The organism is Methylobacterium organophilum (assembly GCF_022179465.1).
Classification (GTDB): Bacteria; Pseudomonadota; Alphaproteobacteria; order Rhizobiales; family Beijerinckiaceae; genus Methylobacterium; species Methylobacterium organophilum.
In genome coordinates this window covers 152,605-175,930 of the sequence record NZ_BPQV01000002.1, presented here as the reverse complement: position 1 = coordinate 175,930, position 23,326 = coordinate 152,605, and the positions used below count along the sequence as shown (strand labels likewise).

Below are 23,326 nucleotides of genomic sequence, written 5' to 3'. Positions count from 1 at the left end.
AACAAAGAATAAAATCTTAGAACCATTCCATGTTGCGAGCGTCCGCGACCTGGAACACGTCCCTACACATAGATCAATTTTTGGATTTCCGCGCAAACTCTGGGGCGGTTTCGGGGGCGCGTCAAGGGACGAGTCTGAACGCTCGGTTGCAGTCCCGGCCCGCCCCATCCCCCACCGAGATGGTGGCGACGCTTCCGGAACGGAAGCGCATGTTTCTGGCGGCGCGTGCCCGGGCCCCGCCGCAGCCGGCGCTAGCGCGGCGATTCCCGAGTTCAAGAATGTTCGGAACGGCCCAGCTTGCTTATCCTTAACGCCATCGGATTCGGGCAGAGAGGTCGGCCATGAGACGGGCAGTCAGGCTCAGCAGGAGCGTCGCGGGGCAGCCGGGTCGCAGCGCCCCGCTGCCGGATCGGATCACGGGCTCCCGTCACGCCGAGAGCCTCGATCTCACGGCGCCGCAGCCCCTGCCGGAGCGCGGGCTGTCGGCCCGGGAGCTGATCGAGATGGCGCGGGCCGCGCGGAGTCGTATGAAGCCGGAGGCGCCCTGATCCTGAGGGCCGGCCGGGGGCATCGCGGAGTCGGCGAAGGCATGGAACAGGGACACGGCCATCACGCGCAGGCGGGTCACGGCGGGCACGACCACCACGCGCATGACCATGGCCATGGTCATGCGCACGGGCACGGGCATTCCCACGCGCCGGCGCGCTTCGGCCGGGCCTTCGCCCTCGGCATCGGGCTCAACACCGCCTTCGTGCTGATCGAGGCCGGCTATGGGGTCGCGGCCAATTCCATGGCGCTGCTGGCGGATGCGGGCCACAACCTGTCGGACGTGCTCGGCCTCGTCGTGGCCTGGGCCGCGACGGTGCTGGGCCGGCGCCGGCCGAGCGACCGCTTCACCTACGGTCTGCGCGGCTCCTCGATCCTGGCCGCCCTGTTCAACGCGGTCTTCCTGCTGGTGGCCTGCGGCGCCATCGCCCTGGAGGCGGTGCAGCGCTTCCACGATCCCGCCCCCGTGGCGGAGGCGACCGTGATGGTGGTCGCCGCCATCGGCATCGCCATCAACGGCGCCACCGCCTGGCTGTTCGCCTCGGGCCGCAAGGGCGACATCAACATCCGCGGCGCCTATCTCCACATGGCGGCCGACGCGGCGGTCTCGGCGGGGGTGGTGGTGGCCGGCCTCGTCATCCTGCTGACCGGCTGGACCTGGCTCGACCCGGTGGTGAGCCTCGTCATCGTCGCGCTCATCGTCTGGGGCACCTGGGGCCTGCTGCGCGACAGCGTGGCGATGTCGCTGGCCGCCGTGCCGCCGGGCATCGATGCGCGCGCCGTGCGCCGCTTCCTCGCCGAGCGGCCCGGGGTGAGCGAGGTGCACGACCTGCATATCTGGCCGATGAGCACCACCGAGACGGCGCTGACCGCCCATCTCGTGATGGCGGGCGGGTTTCCCGGCAACGCCTTCCTGGCGGAGAGCGCGGCGCTGATCGAGCAGCGCTTCGGCATCGCCCACGCCACCCTTCAGATCGAGGAGGCCGGGGGCCCGGCCTGCGCGCTCGCCCCCGACCACGTGGTGTGACGGCGAAGGGGCCTCAGCCCTCCATCGCCTCCAGCTCGGCGATCATGCCCTCGATCATGCCCAAGCCGATCTGCCAGAAGGCCGGATCGCTGGCATCGAGACCGAAGGGCTTGAGGAGCTCGCCATAGGGCTTCGAGCCGCCCGCCGAGAGCAAGGCGAAGTAGCGCTCCACGAAGCCGCTCTCCGCCCGGGCATAGACCCCGTAGAGGGAGTTCACGAGGCAATCGCCGAAGGCATAGGCGTAGACGTAGAACGGCGAGTGGATGAAGTGCGGGATGTAGGCCCAGAAGGGCTCGTAGCCCGAATCCAGCTGGATCGCCGGGCCGAGGCTCTCGGCCTGCACCGACATCCAGAGCGCGTTGATCTCGTCAGCGGTGAGCTCGCCCTTGGCGCGGGCGAGATGGACCTTCCGCTCGAAGCTGTAGAAGGCGATCTGGCGCACCACCGTGTTGATCATGTCCTCGACCTTCGCCGCGAGCATGGCCCGGCGCTGGACGGGGTCGGTGGTGCGGGCGAGCAGCTTGCGGAAGGTCAGCATCTCGCCAAACACGCTCGCGGTCTCGGCGAGCGTCAGCGGGGTCGGCGCCATCAGCGCCCCGTTGGGGGCGGCCAGCACCTGATGGACGCCGTGGCCGAGCTCGTGGGCGAGCGTCATCACGTCCCGCGGCTTGCCCTGGTAGTTCACCAGCACATAGGGGTGCGCGGAGGGCACGGTCGGATGCGCGAAGGCGCCGGGCGCCTTGCCCGGCCGCGTCGGAGCGTCGATCCAGCCGCCGTCGAAGAAGCGCTTGGCGATGTTGGCCATGTCCGGCGAGAAGGCGCCGTAGGCGTCAAGCACCGTATCCCGCGCCTCCGTCCACGGAATCGTGCGCTGCTCGACCTTCGGGAGCGGAGCGTTGCGGTCCCAGTAGGGCAGCGCCTCGGCGCCGAACCACTTGGCCTTCAGGCGGTAATAGCGGTGCGAGAGCCGCGGATAGGCCGCGCGCACGGCATCGACCAGGGCGGCGACCACCTCGGGCTCGACCCGGTTGGCGAGGTGGCGGGCATCCGCCACATCCTTGAAGCCGCGCCAGCGGTCGGAGATCTCCTTGTCCTTGGCCAGCGTGTTGGTGATGAGCGTGAAGACGCGCAGATTCGCCCGCAGGGTCTCGCTGATCGCGAGGGCCGCCTCCTGGCGCAGAGCCGGGTCCGGGTCCTGCAGCTTGTTGAGGGTCGGCTCCAGGGTCAGCTTCTCGCCCTGGACGGGGAAGCGGAGCGCCGCGATCGTCTCGTTGAACAGCCGGTCCCAGGCGGCGTTCGAGGTGACCGACTTCTCGAGGAAGAGCTTTTCCGTGCGGTCGTCGAGCTGGTGCGGCTTCTCCCGGCGCAAATCCTCGATCCAGGGCCGATAATGGGCGAGCGGCCCGCTCGCCGTGGCCCGGTCCATCGCCGCGTCCTCGACGCGGTTGAGCTCCAGGCCGAAGAACAGCAGGTCGGCAGAGGCCGCGGTCAGGCGCTCGCGGGTGTCGCCATAGAACTTGGCCCGCGTCTCGTCGGTGGTGTCGCCGGAATAGACGAGGCCGGCGAAGGACATCAGGCGGCCGAGCAGGTCCTCGATCGCCTCGTAGGCCCGCACCGCTTCGCCGAGCTTGTCCGAGGCGTCGGGGGCGGCCGCCATCTCGGCGATCCGGCCGGCATAGGCCTTGGCGAAGGCGCGGCACTCGGCCTCCGCCTTGGCGAGGTCGTCGCGGAAATCGGCCCCGTCGATCCCGGAATAGAGATCCTTCAGGTTCCATTCCGGGAGCACGCCGAGATCGACCGCCCTCGCGGCCTCGGCGCCGCTCACGGCTGCGAAGGGCACAACGGTCTCGCGGGCACGGATCGGCATTCTCTTCCTCGGCTTCTGCGCGGCGTCCGGGTGGCCCGCGTTCTCACCTGTCTCTCTGATATCGAGCGAGGACCGCCACGGTTCAACACGCATGCCACGCCGCTCGGCGCTTCCGTGCCGCCTTTGAGGAAACCGGGGGTGGCCGCGCGCAATCCTGCAACGTCGTTAAGCGGTGCTTTACGCTCTTGGGCGACCCTGCGCTTCGAAACGAAACAGCTTCGCCGAACGAACCGCCCGATCCCGCCCTCCTCCGGGCGGACCGGCGGCCGCCGGGAGCGGGAAGCCCGAGGATCCTTGATGACGACGACCGTCCTGATCGTGGATGACGATCCCGTGCAGCGCCGGCTCGCCGAGAGCATGGTGCGCCGCCTCGGCTTCGAGGCGCGGGTGGCGGAATCCGGGACGGACGGGCTCGCGATGCTGCGGGCCGGCGACGGCATCGACGTGGTGCTCCTCGACCTCGTCATGCCCGGCGGCATGGACGGGCTCGCCGTGATGGCGGAGATGCGCAAGAGCAGCATCGACACCCCGGTCATCGTGCAAACCTCGAACGGCTCGATCGACGCCGTCATCAACGCGATGCGCGCCGGCGCCGTCGATTTCGTGGTCAAGCCCGCGGGGGCCGAGCGGCTCCAGGTCTCGATCAAGAACGCCCTGCGGGTCGACCAGTTGGAAGAGGAGGTGCGCCGCATGCGCCGCCGCGCCTCCGGCTCCCTCGGCTTCAAGGACCTCGCCTCGAAGAGCCCGGACATGGACCGGGTGATCCGGCTCGCCGAGCGCGCCGCCAAGTCGAACATCCCCGTGCTGATCGAGGGGGAATCCGGCGTCGGCAAGGAGGTGCTGGCCCGGGCGATCCAGGGCTCCGGCGACCGCCGGGGCAAGCCCTTCGTCACCGTCAATTGCGGGGCGATCCCGGACAACCTCGTCGAATCGACCCTGTTCGGCCATGAGAAGGGCGCCTTCACCGGCGCCACCGAGCGCCATGTCGGCAAGTTCGTCGAGGCCTCGGGCGGCACGCTCTTCCTCGACGAGATCGGCGAACTGCCCCTCGAGGCCCAGGTGAAGCTCCTGCGCGCCCTCCAGGAAGGCGAGGTCGATCCGGTGGGCGGCAAGCGCAGCGTGCGCGTCGACATCCGCCTGATCTCCGCGACCAACCGCTCGCTCCTCGATCTCGTGAAGCAGGGCAAGTTCCGCGAGGATCTCTACTACCGCCTCAACGTCTTCCCGATGACGCTGCCGCCCCTGCGCGCCCGCAGCGAGGATATCCCGGATCTCGTGCGCTCCTTCTGCGCCCGCTTCGCGGCGGAGGAGGGCAAGCGCCTGCGCGGCATCGCCCCCGAGGCCATGGCCCTGCTGACCCGCTATCCCTGGCCCGGCAACGTGCGCCAGCTCGAGAACGCCCTGTTCCGCGCCGTGGTGCTCGCCGACGGCGACGAGCTGACCGTGTCGGAATTCCCGCAGATCGCGGCGCAGGTTCAGGGCTTCGACGTGCGCATCCCGCCGCTGCCGAGCCAGCCGCTGCTGCCGGGGGGCGGCCTGGAGCCGGTGCGGGAGATCGTCCGCGTCGAGGTGCGCGATCCCCATTCCATGTCCCTCGTGCTCGAGGAGACCGGGGAGATGAAGACCATGGAGGCGGTGGAGGCGGAGGTGATCCGCTATGCGCTGCAATTCTACCGGGGCCGGATGTCGGAAGTGTCGCGGCGCCTCGGGATCGGCCGCTCGACCCTCTACCGCAAGCTGAAGGATCTCGGCCTCGAAGGCGATGACAAGGGCGACGAGGCCGCCGCCTGACCGCTTTCCCGTCGCGAAACCGACGCGGTTGGCGGCGAGAAGGCCTTTCGCGCCGGGGCCGGGAGCAAGGCCGGTCTCGACGCGTGTGTCATTGCGTACGGTCGCGCTTGAGACGATAGTCATAGCAGGGCTTCGGTCCGCGCCGCCGAATCCCGGGGAGACAGTGTCATGCGCGCCCTCACGAGCGCCCGGTCCACCCTCGCCCTCGCCGCGATGCTCACCGCGTCCGTGGCCATGGCGCCCCTTGCCCGGGCCGAGACCGCCGCCCCTCCGGCCCCGGCGCCGGAGGTGATCCGCAAGGCCGCGGTCGAGCCGAACGCGCCCGCCGAGACGACGCCCGTCCAGGCCCGGCCTGGAGCGGAAACCGGCGCGCCGAAGCCGGCCGAACCCGCACCCGCCGACGCCAAGCCGGCCGAGACGGGCTCCACGGCCCCGAAGCCCGCCGGCGAGGATCCCGGCGCCGTGCCGACCACGGCCGGCCCGGCGCTCGATCCCTCCGCCACGGACGCGCCCAAGGAGGAGCCCGTCGTCGCGGAGCCGGCCGCGCCCCAGGCCCCCGCCGATCCGCAGGGCGCCGCCCTGTTCGCCCGGCTCTCCGACGCCGCGCCGCTGCTGGCGCGCCTGCCGGGCAAGGAGCGCGAGGCGCTCAAGGCCTTCTACGCCCTGGTCGATTTCCGGCCGGTCTGGATCGAGAAGGGCGCCTGGAACGCCGCCGCCAAGTCGGTGATCGCCCGCCTGCAGGCCGCAGGCGAGGACGGCCTCGATCCCGCCGCCTATCCGGTTCCCGCCCTGAAGGACCTCGACAAGCCCGGCGCCGAGGCCGCTCTGGCGGAGGCGGAGCTGAAGCTCTCGGCCGCGGTGGCGCTCTATGCCCGGGACGCCCGCGGCGGCCGGGTCAACCTGACCGCGATCTCGAAGCTGATCACCCCGCAGCTCGACCTGCCGGGCGCGGACCTGACCCTCGCCCGCGTCTCCATCTCCGGGGACAAGGCCGGCCAGATCCTGCAGGAATACAACCCGCAGACCGCCGGCTATCGCGCCCTGAAGAGCCGCCTCGCCGCCCTGCGTGGGCCGGCGCCGCAGGTGGCCGCCTCCAAGAGCCTGCGCCTGCCCGCCGGCCCGGTGCTGAAGATCGGCATGAACGACCGCCGGGTGCCCGCCCTGCGCGCGCATTTCGGCCTGGAGGAGCGCGCCGCCGGCACCCTCGATGCCGGCCCCGGCGAGCCCGAGACCTACGACAAGGCGGTGGCCGATGCGGTCGCCGACTTCCAGCGCAGCCGCGGCCTGCCGGCCAACGGCGTGCTGACGCGGGGCACCGTGGTCGCCCTCGCCCTGGACGACGCGCCCGCCGCCTCCCGCGGGGGCAGCGAAGCCGATCTCCTCGTCAATATGGAGCGCTGGCGCTGGCTGCCGGGCGAGCTCGGGCCGGATTACGTCTTCGTCAACGTGCCCGAGTTCCGCCTGCGCGTCTTCCGCGGCGGGATCGAGCGCGACACCACGCGGGTCATCGTCGGCAAGCCGGAATCACCCACCCCGACCTTCTCCGGGCTGATGGAATACGCGGTGGTGAACCCGTCCTGGTTCGTGCCGCCCTCGATCCTGAAGAAGGAGTTCCTGCCCGGCCTCGCCCGCGACCCGAACTACGCCGCCCGGCGCGGCTACCAGGTCGTGCGCCGCGGCAACTCGATCTCGGTGCGCCAGCCGCCGGGGGAGCGCAATGCGCTCGGCTTCATCAAGTTCCTGTTCCCGAACCAGCACGCGGTCTACCTGCACGACACGCCGAACCGGTCGCTGTTCAGCGCCTCCTACCGGGCGATGAGCCATGGCTGCGTGCGCGTGGACGACCCCTTCCGCTTCGCCGATGCGGTGCTGCCCAACTGGTCGAACGCCCGCCTGAAGGCGCTGATCGGCAAGGGCGAGCGCACGATCCGCCTGCCGGAGAAGCTGCCGGTGCACCTCGCCTACTTCACGGCCTATGTCGACGATGACGGCGTCTACCGGACGCTGCCGGACCTCTACGGCTACGACGCGCCGATGCGCGCGGCCCTGGGGCTCGCCCCCGCGACGCCGGCCATGGCCAAGGCCAAGCCGCCCGCCGAGGCGAAGCGCAACATCGCCGCCACCCCGACGGCGCCGCAGGCATTGCGCACGATCCGCCGCGAGGCGACCGGTGCCGCCGCCCCGCGGGCCGCGCCCGTCCCCCGCGCGCCCCACCGGGAAAGCGAGGTGTATGGCGAGCCCGGCCTGTGGACGCCGGAGCTCGCCCGGCCTGAGCCGCGGAGCTGGTGGTAATCGCGCAACACTCGCGAAGTATTCCGCAGAAGATCTGCGGAAGCGGCACTTTTCCGCAAGAAATGGTCAGGTCACGTGCGAAAGGGCTCTTGTGAGGCCCTTTTTCGCCACGGTTGAGCCTTAGCCGCTTCCGCCAGAAGGACGGCGGCAGCACGGACCCGGGCCTGCGTTTCACGGTCTCCGGCAACCTTGCATCCCCCATGACGTCCGCGACGTGGTGGCGACGAGCGAGGGTGAGACCCATGGCGGTTGCGAAGCGGCGAACTTCCCGGGCTGCCCGCGCGCAGCATCCCCGCGGCGCCCTGCGCGTCCTCTCGCTTCTGGGCGCGATCGGCCTCGCGGTGGTGGCCGGCACGGCCGAGACCGAGAACGCGGTCGCCAACGGCGATACCCGCACGCTCTCGCTGATCCACGAGCACACCCAGGAGAGCGCGACCATCACCTTCAAGCGCGATGGCCGCTACGACCGCGCCGCCCTCGACCAGCTCAACTGGCTCCTGCGCGACTGGCGCGAATCGGAAGCCACCAAGATGGATCCGCGCCTGTTCGACGTGGTCTGGGAGGCGCAGCGCTCGGTCGGCTCCTCGGCGCCGATCCGCGTGGTCTGCGGCTATCGCAGCCCCAAGACCAACGGCATGCTGCGCCGGCGCTCGGCGGGCGTCGCCGAGTTCAGCCAGCACATGCAGGGCAAGGCGATGGATTTCTTCCTCACCGATGCCTCGATCGACGACATCCGCGCCGCCGGCATGCGGCTCCAGCGGGGCGGCGTCGGCTGGTATCCGCGCTCGGGCTCGCCCTTCGTGCATCTCGATGTCGGCTCGGTCCGCTCCTGGCCGCGCATGACCCACGACCAGCTCGCCCGGCTCTTCCCCGACGGCAAGACCGTGCACCTGCCCGCCGACAACCGGCCGCTGGCCCGCTACGAGGAGGCCCGCGCCGAGATCCTGGCCCGCGGCGGCACCGTGCTCGGCCAGACCACGGTGGCGAGCGCCGAGGAGATGGATGACGGCCCGGGCCTGAAGGGCTTCTTCGCGAGCCTGTTCGGCGGAGGCGCCGGACAGCCCGCCGCCCCGGCGACGCCCGCCCAAGCTCAGGCTCAGGCTCCCCGCAAGGGCAAAGCCGCCCCGGTCGCCGTGGCGAGCGCCGATCCGGAAGACCCCGCCGACGCCCGCGCCGCCCTGGCCTATGCCGCACCGAACACCTCCGGGGCCCTGCGCGACACCCTGCTGCGGCGCGAGGCGCCCAGCGCCCAGGCCCTGCTCACCGGCGCCATGGGCGGCGAGAGCCAGCAGGCGGTGGTGGCGCCCCTGCCCCCGCGCCGGCCGGCGGAGCTCGCCGCATTGGCCGCGGCGATCGCCATGCCGATCCCGCCCCCGCGTCCGATCCAGGTGGCTGGCCTCGGCGATGCCGGCCTGTCCGGCATGGCCAAGCTCGCCGACGAGCCGGCGCCGCGGACCCATCTCGTCGCGCCGGATGCCGATACGCAGACGCAGTTGCGCGGCCTCTTCCTGGCCGTGTCGCAGGGCGCGTCCGAACCGGTCGGCCCCTCCGCGCCGGTGGAGGTCGCCGAGGCCCGCCCGCATAACGAGGCGGTGCCGGAGGGCGTGTTCGCCCAGGTCGCCGAGGCCGTGCTGAGCCGATTCTCCGCCCGCAGCCCGGGGGAGGAGCTCGCCGCCTCGCATTTCACCGGCTCGGCCACCGCCGGGATCCGCACGGGCCGCTGACGCGCCGCGACGCGAGGCCTCATCGGCCTTTGCCCGCCCGGGCCTGGGCAAGCTCGGGGGTGGCGCTTATCTCCGGTCCGCAGCCGACAGAACCTCAGACCGGATTTCATGGCCGAGACCGACCCGGAAGCGAACCGCTTCTCCGCCCGCGCCAGCCGCTACGCCCGCGTCGGCGCCAATGTCGGCGGGGTCGCGGCCCGCATGGCCGGCGCCAAGCTGTTCGGCGGCAAGGGCGGCGAGGCCCCGAGCAACGCGGCGGCCCTCGCCCAGGCGCTCGGCGGCCTGAAGGGGCCGATCATGAAGGTGGCGCAGCTCCTCGCCACCGTGCCGGACCTGCTGCCGCCGGAATACGCCGCCGAGCTGCAGAAGCTCCAGGCCGACGCCCCGCCCATGGGGGCGGCCTTCGTGAAGCGGCGGATGATGGCCGAGCTCGGCGCCGACTGGCAGAGCCGGTTCGGCAGCTTCGATCTCAAGCCCGCCGCCGCCGCCTCCCTCGGCCAGGTCCACCGGGCGACCTCCCGCGACGGGGCCTCCCTGGCCTGCAAACTGCAATACCCTGATATGCAATCAGCGGTTGAGGCAGACCTCAAGCAGCTCGAACTCGCCTTCGCCCTGCACCGGCGCATGAACGCCTGGCTCGACACCAGCGAGATCAAGAAGGAGATCGGCGCGCGGGTCCGCGAGGAACTCGACTATACCCGCGAGGCCAAGCACGCCGCCCTCTACGGCGCCGTGCTGAAGGACATCGAGGCCGTGCGCGTGCCGGCGGTGCATGGCGACCTCTCCACGAAGCGGCTCCTCACCCTCGGCTGGCTCGAGGGCGCGCGCATCCTCGGCTTCGCGGAGGCGCCGATCGAGATCCGCAACCGGATCGCCCAGGCCATGTTCAAGGCGTGGTGGCACCCCTTCAGCCGCGCCGCGGTCATCCACGGCGATCCGCATCTCGGCAACTACACCGTCTTCTCGGAAGGCGGCGAGGCGCAGGGCATCAACCTGCTCGACTATGGCTGCGTGCGCATCTTCCACCCGCGCTTCGTGGGCGGCGTGGTCGATCTCTATCGCGGCCTGCTGGAGGACGACCGCGAGCGGGTCGTTCACGCCTACGAGGTCTGGGGCTTCAAGAAGCTCACCAACGAGACGATCGACATCCTCAACATCTGGGCGCGCTTCATCTACGGGCCGCTCCTGGAGGATCGGGTGCGGACGGTCGCGGACGGGGTGAAGCCCGGCGAATACGGCCGCCGCCAGGCTTTCCAGGTGCATCAGGCGCTGAAGGAGCGGGGCCCGGTCACCGTTCCCCAGGAATTCGTGTTCATGGACCGCGCCGCGGTCGGCCTGGGCGCCGTGTTCCTGCATCTGCGCTCGGAGCTGAACTACCACAGGCTGTTCGAAGCGGAGATCGAACGCTTCTCTCTGGAAGCCCTTTCGGAGCGTCAAGGGGCCGCGCTCGATGCGGCGGGATTGCTGCGACCGGCCTGAGGAAAGTCGACAGCCGGCTATTTCGCTCATGGACAAGCTGATTGCGACTGTGAAACGCTTGCGCTAAATCCGCTGCGAACCAACAAAAGAGTCGCAGGGACAGAACGCACAATGGCCGAGACCAAGACCCTGTCGGGTGTGACGTACAGCCCGGCCATGGACGGCAACACCCACGAGCAGACCTATCGTGGTTTCGTCCGCTTCGTGGAAATCGGCACGGCGGTTGTTCTCTGCTGGGTTCTCGCCCTCGCGGTCGGCGGCATCCGCGAGGCTTGGCTCACCGCGATCGGCGGTGTGCTTCTCTCATGGGCGGCCGGCGCGGTCGGCGCCTTCGTCCCCGCCATCGGCTGGAAGGCGCCCGCGGTTGTGGTCGTCCTCCTCGCGGCGGCTTTGGCTTTCGCCTGATCCTGCTCTTGGCTCGCGGCGTTCGTGAACCCGTTTGAGGGTCCGCGACGCCGGCGCCGCGAGTCATCGCTACGAAAACGATTAGGCTCGGATACCGGCGCGTCCTGAACGGACGGCTGTAAGAACGGGAGCTCCTTAATGCGTATCGCCGTACTGGCGGAATCGGACGCGGCCGAACCGCGCGTGGCCGCTGTGCCCGAGACCGTCAAGAAATTCATTGCACTGGGCGGCGACGTGGTCGTTCAAGCCGGTGCCGGCAAGAAGGCCGGCGTGCCGGATGCCGAATATGAGGCCGCCGGCGCCAAGATCGCCGCGACCGCCGAGGAGGCCCTGAACGGCGCCGACCTCGTGCTCAAGGTCCGCCGCCCCGGCGCGGACGAGCTCCCCAAGATCCCGAAGGGCGCCGCGGTCATCGCGATCATGGATCCCTACGGCCGCGAGGCCGAGCTGAAGGCCATGGCCGATGCCGGGATCAGCACCTTCGCCATGGAGCTGATGCCCCGCATCACCCGCGCGCAGGTGATGGACGTGCTCTCCTCGCAGGCGAACCTCGCGGGCTACCGTGCGGTGATCGACGGGGCCGCCGAGTACGGCCGCTCCCTGCCGATGATGATGACCGCCGCCGGCACCGTCCCGGCCGCGCGCATCTTCATCATGGGCGTCGGCGTGGCCGGACTCCAGGCCATCGCCACCGCCCGCCGCCTCGGCGCCGTGGTGACGGCGACCGATGTGCGCCCGGCCACCAAGGAGCAGGTCGAATCCCTCGGCGCCAAGTTCGTCGCCGTGGAGGACGAGGAGTTCAAGCAGGCCGAGACCTCCGGCGGCTACGCCAAGGAGATGTCGGCCGAGTACCAGAAGAAGCAGGCGGAGCTGGTCAAGGGCCACATCGCCAAGCAGGACATCGTCATCACGACGGCGCTGATTCCGGGCCGCCCGGCCCCGAAGCTGGTGTCGGAGGAGATGATCGCCTCGATGAAGCCGGGCTCGGTTCTCGTCGACCTCGCGGTGGAGCGCGGCGGCAACGTCGCCGGCGCCAAGGCGGGCGAGATCGTGACCACCGGCAACGACGTGAAGATCGTCGGCCACATCAACGTGCCCGGCCGCCTCGCCGCGACCGCGTCCAGCCTCTACGCGCGCAACCTCTACGCCTTCGTCGAGACCCTCGTCGACAAGGAGAGCAAGGCGCTCGCGGTGAAGTGGGACGACGAGCTCGTGAAGGCCACGAACCTCACGCGCGACGGCGCGATCGTCCACGATTCCTTCAAGCCCGCAGCCTGACCCGCGCGGAGGATCTTCTCACATGGCAACCCTTCCTCCCCCTGATGCGGCGGCCGACCAGGCCCAGTCCGCAGCGGCCGCGGCGCGTGCCGCCGCCGAGATCGCCCGGCAGCACGCCGATTACGCCCAGTCCGTCGCCGATTCCCTCGGCCACGGCGTCGCCGCTGCCACCCACGGCGCCGTCGACCCGACCGTCTTCCGCCTGGCGATCTTCGTCCTGGCGATCTTCGTCGGCTACTACGTGGTCTGGTCGGTGACCCCGGCCCTGCACACGCCGCTGATGTCGGTCACCAACGCGATCTCCTCCGTCATCATCGTCGGCGCGCTGCTCGCCGTCGGTGTCCCCCTGGTCGAGAAGGGCACCGGTTTCGCCCGCTTCTTCGGCTTCATCGGTATCGTTCTCGCCAGCGTGAACATCTTCGGCGGGTTCCTCGTCACCCAGCGCATGCTCGGCATGTACAAGAAGAAGGCCTGAGGCGATGTCGGAAAACGTCTCTTCCCTTCTCTACATCGTCGCCGGCGTCCTGTTCATCATGGCGCTGCGGGGGCTCTCGCACCCCACGACCTCCCGCCAGGGCAACATGTACGGCATGGTGGGCATGGGGCTCGCCATCCTCACCACCCTCGTCGGCCATCCGCCGGCGGGTCTCGGCGCCTGGGTGCTGGTGCTGCTCGGCCTCGCCATCGGCGGCGGTGCCGGCGCGGTCATCGCCAAGCGCGTGCCGATGACGGCGATGCCGCAGCTCGTGGCCGCCTTCCACTCCCTCGTCGGCCTCGCGGCCGTCGCGGTGGCGGCGGGCGCGCTCTACGCCCCGCAGGCCTTCGGCATCATCGAGAACGGCCACTTCCACAAGCAGTCGCTGTTCGAGATGGGTCTCGGCGTGGCGATCGGCGCGATCACCTTCACCGGTTCGGTCATCGCCTTCGCCAAGCTCGACGGCCGCATGTCCGGCAAGCCGATCCTGCTGCCGGCCCGTCACGCCATCAACCTGGCCCTGGCCATCGGCCTCGTGCTGCTGATCACCCTGTTCATCGGCACCGAGTCCAAGGCGCTGTTCTGGCTGATCGTGATCGTCTCCCTCGTGCTGGGCGGCCTGATCATCATCCCGATCGGCGGCGCGGACATGCCGGTGGTCGTGTCGATGCTCAACTCCTACTCGGGCTGGGCGGCGGCCGGCATCGGCTTCACCCTGGGCAACCTCGCGCTCATCATCACGGGCTCGCTGGTCGGCTCCTCGGGCGCGATCCTGTCCTACATCATGTGCCACGCGATGAACCGCTCGTTCATCTCGGTCATCCTCGGCGGCTTCGGCGGCGACACCGCCGTGGCCGGCACGGGCCAGGTCGAGACTCGGCCGGTGAAGCAGGGCTCGGCCGACGACGCGGCCTACATCATGAAGAACGCCGAGCGCGTCATCATCGTGCCGGGCTACGGCATGGCGGTGGCCCAGGCCCAGCACTCGCTGCGCGAGATGGCCGACATCCTCAAGAAGGAGGGCGTCGAGGTGAAATACGCGATCCACCCGGTCGCGGGCCGCATGCCGGGCCACATGAACGTGCTCCTGGCGGAAGCCAACGTCCCCTACGACGAGGTGTTCGAGCTGGAGGACATCAACGGCGAGTTCCCGCAGGCCGACGTGGCCTTCGTGATCGGCGCCAACGACGTCACCAACCCGGCCGCCAAGACGGACAAGGCCTCGCCGATCTACGGCATGCCGATCCTCGACGTGGAGAAGGCCAAGACCGTCCTCTTCATCAAGCGCGGCATGGGCTCCGGCTATGCCGGCGTGGAGAACGAGGTGTTCTTCCGCGACAACACCATGATGCTGTTCGGCGACGCCAAGAAGGTGGTCGACTCGATCCTCAAGGCCTTCTGAGCCTTTCTCGGACGATCCTTCGCGGCGGGGCGGGCGAGCAATCGCCCGCCCCGCTGTCGTCTGAAGGCCGCAGCGGTTTCGCGACGGGGGCGCTATGATGCGCCCCGTGTCCGCCAGCCCCCTCCCCGCCCCCGACCGGCCCTTCCTCGACGTCGCCTGCTCCGTGCTCGGCCGGCCCTGGCGCGAGCGCTGCACCGATGCGGCCGCCCTCGCCGCCGCCGCGACCATGACCCAGGCCTACGGCCTGCCGGACGCCCTGGCCCGCCTGCTCGCCGCCCGCGGCGTGCGCCCGCAGGAGGCGGAGGCCTTCCTCAGCCCGCGCCTGCGCGACCTGATGCCGGATCCCGACGTCCTCCTCGACATGGAGGCCGCCGTCGACCGCCTGGCCCGCGCCGTTTCGGCCGCGGAATCGGTGGCGATCTTCGGCGATTACGACGTGGACGGCGCCGCCAGCGCCGCCCTGCTCGCCGATGCGCTCCGCGCCTTCGGCGTGCCGGTGCAGGTCCATATCCCCGACCGCATCACCGAGGGCTACGGCCCCAACGTCGCCGCGGTGACGGCGCTGGCCGAGGCCGGCGCGCGGCTCCTGGTCTGCGTCGATTGCGGCACCGCCGCCTTCGAGCCCCTGGAGGCCGCCCGGGCGCTGGGCCTCGACGTGATCGTGCTCGACCATCACGGCGCGGCGGAGACCCTGCCCCCCGTCGCGGCCCTGGTGAACCCCAACCGGCAGGACGACATATCCGGCCTCGGCCATCTCTGCGCGGCCGGGGTGGTCTTCCTCACCCTGGTCGCCCTGGTCCGGCGCCTGCGCCGGGACGGCGCCTTCGCCGCGCGCCCCGAGCCGCGGCTCACCGACGCCCTCGACCTCGTCGCCCTCGCCACCGTGGCCGACGTGGTGCCCCTCACCGGCCTCAACCGCGCCTTCGTGGTGCAGGGGCTCACCGTCATGCGCGGCCGCGGCCGGCCCGGGCTCGCGGCCCTGCTCGATGCCGCCGGCCTCTCCGAGCCGCCGGAATCCTGGCATCTCGGCTTCCTGGTCGGCCCGCGCATCAATGCCGGCGGCCGCATCGGCGACGCGGCGCTCGGCGCCCGCCTGCTCTCCACCGCCGAGGCCGGCGAGGCCCAGCGCATCGCGGCCGAGCTCGACCGGCTCAACCGCGAGCGCCAAGCGATCGAGGCCCAGGCCGTCGCCGAGGCCCTGGCGGAGGCGGATTTCATCCTGGCGCAGGATCCCGAGCGCCCGGTCATCGTGTGCGGCTCGGCGGAGTGGCACCAGGGCGTGGTCGGCCTCGTCGCCGCCCGGGTGAAGGAGCGCTACGGCCGCCCGGCCTTCGCCTTCGCCCTGCGCCCGGACGGCACGGCGGTCGGCTCCGGCCGCTCCGTGCCGGGGGTGGATCTCGGCCTCGCCGTGCGTCAGGCGGTGGAGCAGGGCGCGGCGGCCAAGGGCGGCGGCCACGGCATGGCCGCGGGCGCGACGCTCGCCACGACGGATCTCTCCGCCTTCCGCGCCCATCTCGACGCCGCCCTCGCCGCGGCGGTCCATCGGGCCCGCGCGGTCGATGCCCTGCTCATCGACGGCACCGTCGGGGCGGGCGGCGCCCATGCGGAGCTGTTCCGCACCCTGCAGCGCGCCGGCCCCTTCGGCCAGGGCGCGCCGGAGCCGGTGCTCGTCCTGCCGCGGCATCGGCTGCTGCATGCGGGCGTGGTCGGCAACGGCCATGTCCGCGCCCGCCTCGGCAGCGGGGACGGGCGCGCGGTCGACGCCATCGCCTTCCGCTCGGCCGAGACGCCCCTGGGCCGCGCCCTGCTGGGCGGCATCGGCACCAGCCTGCACGTCGCCGGCACCCTGTCCTGCCAGGTCTGGCGCGGCAGCGAGCGGGTCCAGATCCGCATCTGCGACCTCGCGCCCGCCGGCTGAGCCCGCGCCGGCCCGAAGTCGGGCACGACCGGCGAACGGATCCGTGCGAGAAGCGCTTCCAACGAAGACAAGTGGGAGGAGATCCGGCGTGGCGAGATCGTCCGTGTTGCGGGCCTGCGCGCTTCTGGCGCCGCCCCTGGTCCTCGGCCTGCCCGCCGCGGCGCAGGATTGGCCGGCCTTCGGCGGGGGCGCCGACAACCGGCACGCCTCCCCCCTCACCCAGATCGACCGGAGCAATGTCGGCCGGCTGCGGCCGGCCTGGCTCTTCCAGACCGGGGTGACCGGCTATTTCCAGGCCGAGCCGGTGATCGTCGACCGGGTGATGTACGTCTCCACCACCGCCAACCACGTGGCCGCGCTGGAGGCCGCCACCGGTAAGGTGCTGTGGACCTACACGCACAAGGCGCGCACAGAAAAGATCTTCGGGCCGCCCTCGAACCGCGGCGTCGCCGTCGCGGACGGCCTCGTCTACGAGGCGACCATGGACGGGCGGGTGATCGCCCTCGACGCCAAAACCGGCAAGCTGGTCTGGGACCACGAGGCAGTGCGGCCCGAGGAGGGCGAGACGGAGACCGCCTCCGGGCTGGCCGCCCGGCTCGGCGACAAGCCGGTCCAGGGCTCGAGCCGCCTCGGCTTCAAGATGCCGCCCCTGGTGGCGGAGGGGCTCGTCATCGTCGGCGTGACGGGGGCGGGCTACGGCCTGCACGTGGAGGACGACAAAGGCGGTCTCGATGGCGGCGCGGTGGTCGGCATCGAGGGCGGCTATGGCCGCCGCGGCTGGCTCGCCGCCTTCGACGCCAGGACCGGCGCCGAGCGCTGGCGCTGGTACGTCACCAAGGAGAAGGGCTGGGAGGGCGCCTACGTCGAGAAGACCGGGGACGGCCTGCCGCTCCACCGGGACATCGCCGCCGAGAAGGCGGCGGCCGCGAGATTTCCCGATGCCTGGAAGGTCGGCGGCGGCTCCCTCTGGATGACGCCCGCCTACGACCCGGCGCTCGGCCTGATCTATCTCGGCACCGGCAATCCGGCCCCGCAGAATTTCGGCCTCTCCCGGCCGGGCGACAACCTCTACACGATGAGCCTCGTCGCCCTCGACGTGAAGACGGGGCAGCTGCGCTGGCACGACCAGCAGGTGCCGCACGAGGAATGGGGCTACGACGTCGCCAGCCCGCCCTTCCTGCTCGATTATCCGACGCCGCAGGGGCCGGTGAAGGCGGTGGCCGAGGCCAGCAAGATCGGCTTCCTCTACGTGCATGACCGGGCCACGGGGGCGCTGATCGGGCGCTCGCCGGCCCTGATCGAGCACCGGAACCTGTTCGAGCCGCCGAGTGCCGCGGGCATCACCGTCAGCCCCGGGCCCCTGGGGGCGATCTCCTGGCATCCGGTCTCCTACGACGCGCAGACGGGCCTCGCCTTCGCCCAGGTGCGGCACGGCGCGGCGACCTACACGGTGAAGACCGTGCCCGCCGCGAACGGCCGGCCGGAGATCCGCTACACCGAGACGAGCGAGGCCAAGGGCGTGCCGACCTTCAGCACGCTCACCGCCCTCGACCTCAACAAGGGCGGCGCGGTCGCCTGGTCGGTGAAGGCGGGCAGCCGCCTGTCCGGGGGCACGCTCGCCACATCGGGCGGCCTCGTCTTCTCCGGGGAGGAGGACGGGCATCTCGACGCCCACGACGCGGAAAACGGCACGCTGCTCTGGCGCTTCCAATGCGGCGCCGGCATCGGCGGCCCGCCGGTGACCTACGCCATCGACGGCAAGCAATATGTCGCGGTCGCGGCCGGCGGCGCCTCCTTCACCAAGGCCAGCGGCTTCGGCACCGGCGACGCCCTCGTGGTCTTCGCCCTGCCGGAGTGAGGGGGCGAGGCAGCCCGCCTCCCTCCTCCGGAAGCGGAATCGAGCCGGAGCTCCTGAAAAATTACACAGGAATGTCGAGATTTCGACACAAAGCGTGCCGTAATTAATGCACTTTAGTGCCAGAACCTGGCTCCCCCAGCTACCTCGAATCGTAGCTGAGGATGGGTGATGTACTCCCCCCAAAACATCGATCGAAATGTCCGTCGACACGATGCGATCGCGATCGTCATCGCCGCGCTGCTGGCGACCGAGAGCGTCGTCCTGCTCTGGGTCGCCCTGAGGCTCTGAAGGCGGGAGCGGACACGAAAAAGGGCGGCCCCGCGGGACCGCCCTTTCGTTGGAAGACCGTCGAGGTCCGATCAGCGCTTCGAGAACTGGAAGCTGCGACGGGCCTTCTTGCGGCCGTACTTCTTGCGCTCGACCGTCCGGGAATCGCGGGTCAGGAAGCCTTCGCGCTTCAGCGGGCCACGCAGCTCCGGCTCGTAGTAGGTCAGGGCCTTGGAGAGGCCGTGGCGCACGGCGCCGGCCTGGCCGGAGAGACCGCCGCCGGCAACCGTGACGGTGATGTCGTACTGGTCGACGCGACCGGCGATCTCCAGCGGCTGGCGCAGGATCATGCGCAGCACCGGACGGGCGAAGTAGGTCTCGATCGGACGGTTGTTGATGACCACCGTGCCGTTGCCCGGCTTGATCCAGACGCGGGCGACCGCGTCCTTGCGCTTGCCGGTGGCGTAGGCGCGGCCCTGGGCGTCCAGCTTCTGGACATGGACCGGGGCCTCGTTCTCCGAGGAGGTCTGGGTGTTCGCCCGATTGAGATCGGCGAGAGACTGAAGGGTCGCCATGATCAAGCGCTCACGTTCTTGCGGTTGAGGGCGCCGACGTCGAGCGTCTGCGGGGACTGCGCCTCATGCGGGTGCTCGGCGCCCTTATAGACGCGGAGGTTGCCGAGGATCTGGCGGAAGAGCGGACCGCGCGGGAGCATGCGCTCCACGGCCTTCTCGACCACACGCTCGGGGAACCGGCCCTCGAGGATGAACTTGGCCGAGCGCTCCTTGATGCCACCCGGATAGCCGGTGTGGTGGAAGTAGCTCTTCTGGTCGTACTTGCGGCCGGTGAACTTCACCTTCTCCGCGTTGATGACGATGACGTTGTCGCCGCAATCGACATGGGGGGTGTAGGCGGGCTTGTGCTTGCCGCGCAGGCGCATCGCCACGATCGAGGCGAGACGGCCCACCACGAGGCCCTCCGCGTCGATCACCACCCACTTCTTGTCGACATCGGCGGGCTTCAGCGAAGTGGTCTTCATGGCCGATTCCCGTGCCGGTGAGGTCGTGTGAGGTCGAAACAGGACGCCGCCGCATCCGGGGATGCAGCGGCGATGGCGGCCAGTTACGGGAGATTCGGGCGCCCGTCAATCCGAGCCGGCACATTTTCGCGAAAGTACAGCCGGATCAGCGACTTGGCGATAGTGGTATCAAGATACCGCATCCCGTCCCGGCGGGATCGCGTAGGTGCCGGTGGCGTGGCAAACGACGTCCGCGCTCCCGAGAGCCGTGATGCTCACCTCGCCCACGGCCAGCCGGTGCCCGAGCTTGAGCAGCCGGCATTCCGCGGCGAGCGGCCCGGGCTCGGGTCGGCGCAGGAAGTTGAAGCCGAGATTGGTCGTCACCGCGAGGGCGACGGGGCCGATCTGGGCGAGCACCGCGGCGTAGAGCACGTAGTCGGCGAGCGCCATCATGGCCGGGCCGGAAACCGTACCGCCGGGGCGCAGATGCTGCTCCCCGGGATCGAGCCGCATCCGCGCCCGCATCGGGCCGACCGCCTCGAGATGGTAGCAATGGCCCCCCGCCCGCATCTGCGGGAATTCCCGCTCGAGGAAGGCGGCGGTCTCCGCCAGGGTCATGAGAGGGCCGGGCGCGGCGGCGTCGGAGGGGGGCGCGGTCATGGTTCGCCTTGCAGCACGGCCGGCAATGGCCGACAAGCATCGGCGATGCTTGAGACGATGCCGCCGGCCGCTTGCCACGACCGCTATCCCGACGAGCGGATCCGCGCGATCCTGAAGGAGACGCGCACGATCGCCCTCGTCGGGGCCTCGGCCAACCCGGCCCGGCCGAGCTACATCGTGTTCAAGTACCTGTCGGAGCGCGGCTACGCGGTGACGCCGGTCAATCCGGGACTCGCCGGGCAGACTCTGCTCGGCCGGCCGGTGGTGGCGCGCCTCGCCGACCTGCCGGGGCCGGTCGACATGGTCGAGATCTTCCGCAACGCGGCGGTGGCCGGCGGCCTCGTGGACGAGGCGCTGGCCCTGCCCGTCCTCCCGAAGGTGATCTGGATGCAGCTCGGCGTGCGCGACGACGCGGCCGCCGCGCGGGCGGAGGCGCGGGGCGTCGCCGTCGTGATGAACCGCTGTCCCAAGATCGAGTACGGGCGGCTCTCGGGGGAGATCGGCTGGACGGGGGTGAATTCCCGCATCATCAGCGCGAAGAAGCCCGTGCTCGCCCGCGGCGGCCTGCAGAAGCTCACCCTCGAGCGGCCGTGACGCCCTCTCCACGTTTCCGGCCAGCGGCGGGGCGCCGCGGCCTCAATCTCGACACGCTGCCCTTCGAGACGGATAACATGCCGAAGCAGTCGAGGATCGTCGGTTGAGCCGGCAGCGGGTCAAGATCGGGCGCTCCGAGGCGCCTTCGGGCATGCGGGCCGGCGGCTTCGAAGCCAAGGGCGGCGAGCCGCCCCTTAACCTGTTGGGCCGCAACGCCAAGCAGGTGGATCGCCGCGACGTGAATCTCCGCTGGCTCACCGCCAGCATCCTCACCGGCCTGACCGGTGCCGGCCTGATCGGCGCGGCCATCCACGTCTCGCTGCAGAGCGAGGTCTCCTACGCCGCGATCCCCGAGCGTGCGAGCATCGCACCCCGACCACGCGCCTCGGACGGGGATATCGCCCGCAAGGGCGACCGCCTCGTGCGCAACCTCATGATCGCCTCGGCCAAGCAGAGCTACCGCTCGCCCGTGACGGTGCGTCTCGCCGACCGCGAGATCATCAAGGTGCGTCCCTTCGTGCGCGTCTCCTCGACCCTGTCGATGACGACGGGGGTCTACGCCACCGACATCCCGCGCTTCGATCCGATGAAGATCGTCGCCGACGATTCGCCCGAACGCCTGGTCGATCCCGGCGCGCAGGCGGAAGCGCCGGGCGCCGAGGTGACGGTGATCAAGCGCGACCTCGCGGAGATCCCCGTCGAGGCCAGCGCCCCGGCGCTCTCCGACGACGATGTGATCGCCCTGGTCGCGGAGGAGCGGCGGCTCACGGCGGAGGCCGGGCGCCGCACGGCACTGCCGCTCGCCCCGCAGATCCTGCTTTCGCGCACCCTGCAACAGGGACCCTCGCTCTCGGCCCTGAGCGGCGACCGACCGGCCCCGGGCACCGGCCTGTTCAAATCGATCGACGTGCTCGTCGTGCCCGAGAACGTGACGAAGCTGTCCAAGGTGGAACTTCGGCCCGGCGAGCCGCCCCTGGTCGAGGAGAAGGACTTCGCGCTCAAGCGCGGGGAGAGCCTGGAGAGCGTGCTCACCGGGACGGGCTTCGCCAAGGAGGCGGCGATCCAGGGGATCGTCGCGGCGCTCGGCGGCAAGCCGAAGGTCTCCGGCCTCTCGGAGGGCCAGCAGTTCCGCGTCCAGATCGCGCCGAGCCCGAACGCCGCCGAGGGGCGGCAGGTGACCCGCGTCGTGCTCTATGGCGAGAGCGGGGTCCAGGCGATCGCGGCGATGAACGACCGCGGCAGCTTCGTCTCCGTGGCCCCGCCCGTGGACGAGACCAAGGCACCGACGGCGCAGGCCCAGACCGAGCCGGAGGACGGCGAGGAGTCCGAGGACGACACCGGCTCCGGCCCGCGCCTCTATCAGAGCCTCTACGAGACCGCCGCCCGCCACGACCTGCCCCGGGCCGCCGTGGACGAGATGGTCCGCGTCTTCAGCTACGACATCGACTTCCAGCGCCGGATCGCGTCCGGCGACGCCCTCGACGTGTTCTACACCTATGACGAGGATTCCGGATCCGGCGCGGCCGACCGGCCCGAACTGCTCTATGCCGCGCTCAATATCGGCGGCGAGTGGCGCAAGATCTACCGCTTCCAATCGCCCGACGACGGCTCCGTCGACTACTTCGACGAACAGGGCCGCTCGCTGAAGAAGTTCCTCATCCGCAAGCCCATCGCCGACGGCATCATGCGCTCGGGCTTCGGCTACCGCCGCCACCCGATCCTCGGCTACGCCAAGCTGCATACCGGCGTGGATTGGGCCAATCCCGTGGGCACGCCGATCGTCGCCGCGGGCAACGGCACGGTGATCAAGGCGGAATGGGATTCCGGCTACGGCCGCCGGGTCGAGATCCAGCACATCAACGGCTACGTCACCACCTACAACCACATGTCCCGGTTCGCCCGGGGCGTCACCGCCGGGGCCCGGGTGCGGCAGGGGCAGGTGATCGGCTATGTCGGCTCGACCGGCCTCTCCACCGGCGCCCACCTGCATTACGAGGTCATCATCAACGGGCATTTCGTCGACCCGATGAAGATCCGCGTACCCCGCGGGCGCGAGCTCGACGGCCGCCTGCTCGCCGAGTTCAAGCGCCAGCGCGACCAGATCGAGCAGACCATGCAGAAATCGAAGAGCGCCACGGCCATGGCCCAGCGCGACGCGATGCGCTGATCGGGTTTTGAGGCGTTGTCGCAAAGGGTTTTATAGTGGGGTGAGTTGCCCCATGTCAGTTCGATGCGACGCCTTAAACGGGCCGATTTGCAGTGGGAGCAACTCGCTCCGCTCCTGTCGCCGCAGAAGCCATGTACGAGCCGGCCTGCCGAGGATCACAGCCAGATCCTCAACGGTATTCTCTAAATCTTGCGCACAGAGGCGCACCCTGGGAGAAGCTACCAGCGTGCTACGGTGCTGTCAGGACCATGTCGAGCCAGTTCTACCGTTAGCAAGGCCTGCGTGTTCGATCAGGTACTGCAGCGGCTGCAGGCGCGAGCGGATGCCCTTAGCGAACTGGACTGTGAGTTGCACTTCGCGGATGCCATGGTGGCGCGTGCACATCAGCACGCAACGGGTTCAAGGCCGAAATCACCGCAAGTCCAGATCGCCATTACCGCCTGACCTACATCGCACCCAAATCTCCAGATAGCTCACATCCACGAAAATGACGCGGGCGCAGAGCTGAAAGGGATTGTCGAGGGGGACAACGCACGAAAATGCCGATAACGGCCTCGC

At 70.4% G+C, this 23,326-nt stretch carries 18 protein-coding genes and 1 pseudogene; 15 read left to right on the top strand and 4 right to left on the bottom strand.

Features of this window, described 5'->3' with window-relative positions; genetic code table 11:
* Positions 1–341: 341 nt before the first annotated feature.
* Positions 342–548, top strand: coding sequence for a hypothetical protein (locus MFF21_RS03465; RefSeq protein ID WP_238309811.1), 207 nt, complete (start codon positions 342–344; stop codon positions 546–548).
* A 41-nt stretch (positions 549–589) separates the two neighbouring features.
* Positions 590–1,573, top strand: coding sequence for a cation diffusion facilitator family transporter (locus MFF21_RS03460; protein ID WP_238309810.1), 984 nt, complete (start codon positions 590–592; stop codon positions 1,571–1,573).
* A gap of 13 nt (positions 1,574–1,586) precedes the next feature.
* Here MFF21_RS03460 and MFF21_RS03455 read toward each other — a convergent pair whose 3' ends face one another.
* A complete protein-coding gene (locus MFF21_RS03455; protein WP_238309809.1) occupies positions 1,587–3,440 on the bottom strand; it encodes a M3 family oligoendopeptidase in 1,854 nt (617 codons plus the stop codon).
* Between the two features lie 297 nt (positions 3,441–3,737).
* Between MFF21_RS03455 and MFF21_RS03450 the strand changes: the two genes are divergently transcribed.
* The 10 genes from MFF21_RS03450 to MFF21_RS03405 all read left to right on the top strand — a co-directional run bounded on the left by MFF21_RS03450 (position 3,738) and on the right by MFF21_RS03405 (position 18,062).
* Entirely contained in the window at positions 3,738–5,231 is a 1,494-nt protein-coding gene (locus tag MFF21_RS03450; RefSeq protein WP_238309808.1) for a sigma-54-dependent transcriptional regulator, read from the top strand.
* Positions 5,232–5,399: 168 nt separating this feature from the next.
* Positions 5,400–7,523, top strand: a complete 2,124-nt coding sequence (locus MFF21_RS03445) for a L,D-transpeptidase family protein (protein ID WP_238309807.1) — start codon at positions 5,400–5,402, stop codon at positions 7,521–7,523.
* Between the two features lie 242 nt (positions 7,524–7,765).
* Entirely contained in the window at positions 7,766–9,247 is a 1,482-nt protein-coding gene (locus tag MFF21_RS03440) for a peptidoglycan L,D-endopeptidase MepK (RefSeq protein ID WP_238309806.1), read from the top strand.
* 108 nt (positions 9,248–9,355) lie between these two features.
* Positions 9,356–10,726 carry an ABC1 kinase family protein gene (locus tag MFF21_RS03435; RefSeq protein ID WP_238309805.1) on the top strand — a complete coding sequence of 457 codons (1,371 nt, stop codon included), beginning with the start codon at positions 9,356–9,358 and terminating at the stop codon, positions 10,724–10,726.
* A gap of 111 nt (positions 10,727–10,837) precedes the next feature.
* Positions 10,838–11,131, top strand: a complete 294-nt coding sequence (locus tag MFF21_RS03430) for an aa3-type cytochrome c oxidase subunit IV (RefSeq protein WP_238309804.1) — start codon at positions 10,838–10,840, stop codon at positions 11,129–11,131.
* A 138-nt stretch (positions 11,132–11,269) separates the two neighbouring features.
* Positions 11,270–12,409, top strand: coding sequence for a Re/Si-specific NAD(P)(+) transhydrogenase subunit alpha (locus MFF21_RS03425; protein WP_238309803.1), 1,140 nt, complete (start codon positions 11,270–11,272; stop codon positions 12,407–12,409).
* Positions 12,410–12,431: 22 nt separating this feature from the next.
* Positions 12,432–12,884: a proton-translocating transhydrogenase family protein gene (locus tag MFF21_RS03420; protein ID WP_238309802.1), complete on the top strand. Its 453-nt coding sequence runs from the start codon at positions 12,432–12,434 to the stop codon at positions 12,882–12,884.
* A gap of 4 nt (positions 12,885–12,888) precedes the next feature.
* Positions 12,889–14,286 (top strand): NAD(P)(+) transhydrogenase (Re/Si-specific) subunit beta, encoded by a 1,398-nt coding sequence (locus MFF21_RS03415; protein WP_238309801.1) that lies wholly within the window; start codon positions 12,889–12,891, stop codon positions 14,284–14,286.
* A gap of 106 nt (positions 14,287–14,392) precedes the next feature.
* On the top strand, positions 14,393–16,204 hold the full coding sequence (gene recJ, locus MFF21_RS03410; protein ID WP_373324906.1) for a single-stranded-DNA-specific exonuclease RecJ: 1,812 nt from the start codon (positions 14,393–14,395) through the stop codon (positions 16,202–16,204).
* Between the two features lie 106 nt (positions 16,205–16,310).
* A complete protein-coding gene (locus MFF21_RS03405; protein WP_373324929.1) occupies positions 16,311–18,062 on the top strand; it encodes a pyrroloquinoline quinone-dependent dehydrogenase in 1,752 nt (583 codons plus the stop codon).
* Between the two features lie 359 nt (positions 18,063–18,421).
* On the opposite strand, the gene rpsI is transcribed toward MFF21_RS03405, so the two are convergent.
* From rpsI to MFF21_RS03390, 3 genes are all read right to left on the bottom strand, one after another.
* Positions 18,422–18,904: a 30S ribosomal protein S9 gene (gene rpsI, locus MFF21_RS03400; protein WP_238309799.1), complete on the bottom strand. Its 483-nt coding sequence runs from the start codon at positions 18,902–18,904 to the stop codon at positions 18,422–18,424.
* A 2-nt stretch (positions 18,905–18,906) separates the two neighbouring features.
* Complete coding sequence (gene rplM, locus MFF21_RS03395; RefSeq protein ID WP_238309798.1) at positions 18,907–19,368, bottom strand: 50S ribosomal protein L13; 462 nt, start codon at positions 19,366–19,368, stop codon at positions 18,907–18,909.
* Positions 19,369–19,536: 168 nt separating this feature from the next.
* Positions 19,537–20,007, bottom strand: coding sequence for a PaaI family thioesterase (locus tag MFF21_RS03390; protein WP_238309797.1), 471 nt, complete (start codon positions 20,005–20,007; stop codon positions 19,537–19,539).
* Positions 20,008–20,052: 45 nt separating this feature from the next.
* Between MFF21_RS03390 and MFF21_RS03385 the strand changes: the two genes are divergently transcribed.
* From MFF21_RS03385 to MFF21_RS03375, 3 genes and pseudogenes are all read left to right on the top strand, one after another.
* Positions 20,053–20,601: a CoA-binding protein gene (locus tag MFF21_RS03385; protein WP_373324905.1), complete on the top strand. Its 549-nt coding sequence runs from the start codon at positions 20,053–20,055 to the stop codon at positions 20,599–20,601.
* Between the two features lie 103 nt (positions 20,602–20,704).
* Positions 20,705–22,768 carry a M23 family metallopeptidase gene (locus MFF21_RS03380; RefSeq protein WP_238309796.1) on the top strand — a complete coding sequence of 688 codons (2,064 nt, stop codon included), beginning with the start codon at positions 20,705–20,707 and terminating at the stop codon, positions 22,766–22,768.
* 63 nt (positions 22,769–22,831) lie between these two features.
* Positions 22,832–23,173: pseudogene (locus tag MFF21_RS03375) on the top strand (transposase); the annotation flags it as partial.
* Positions 23,174–23,326 lie beyond the last annotated feature (153 nt).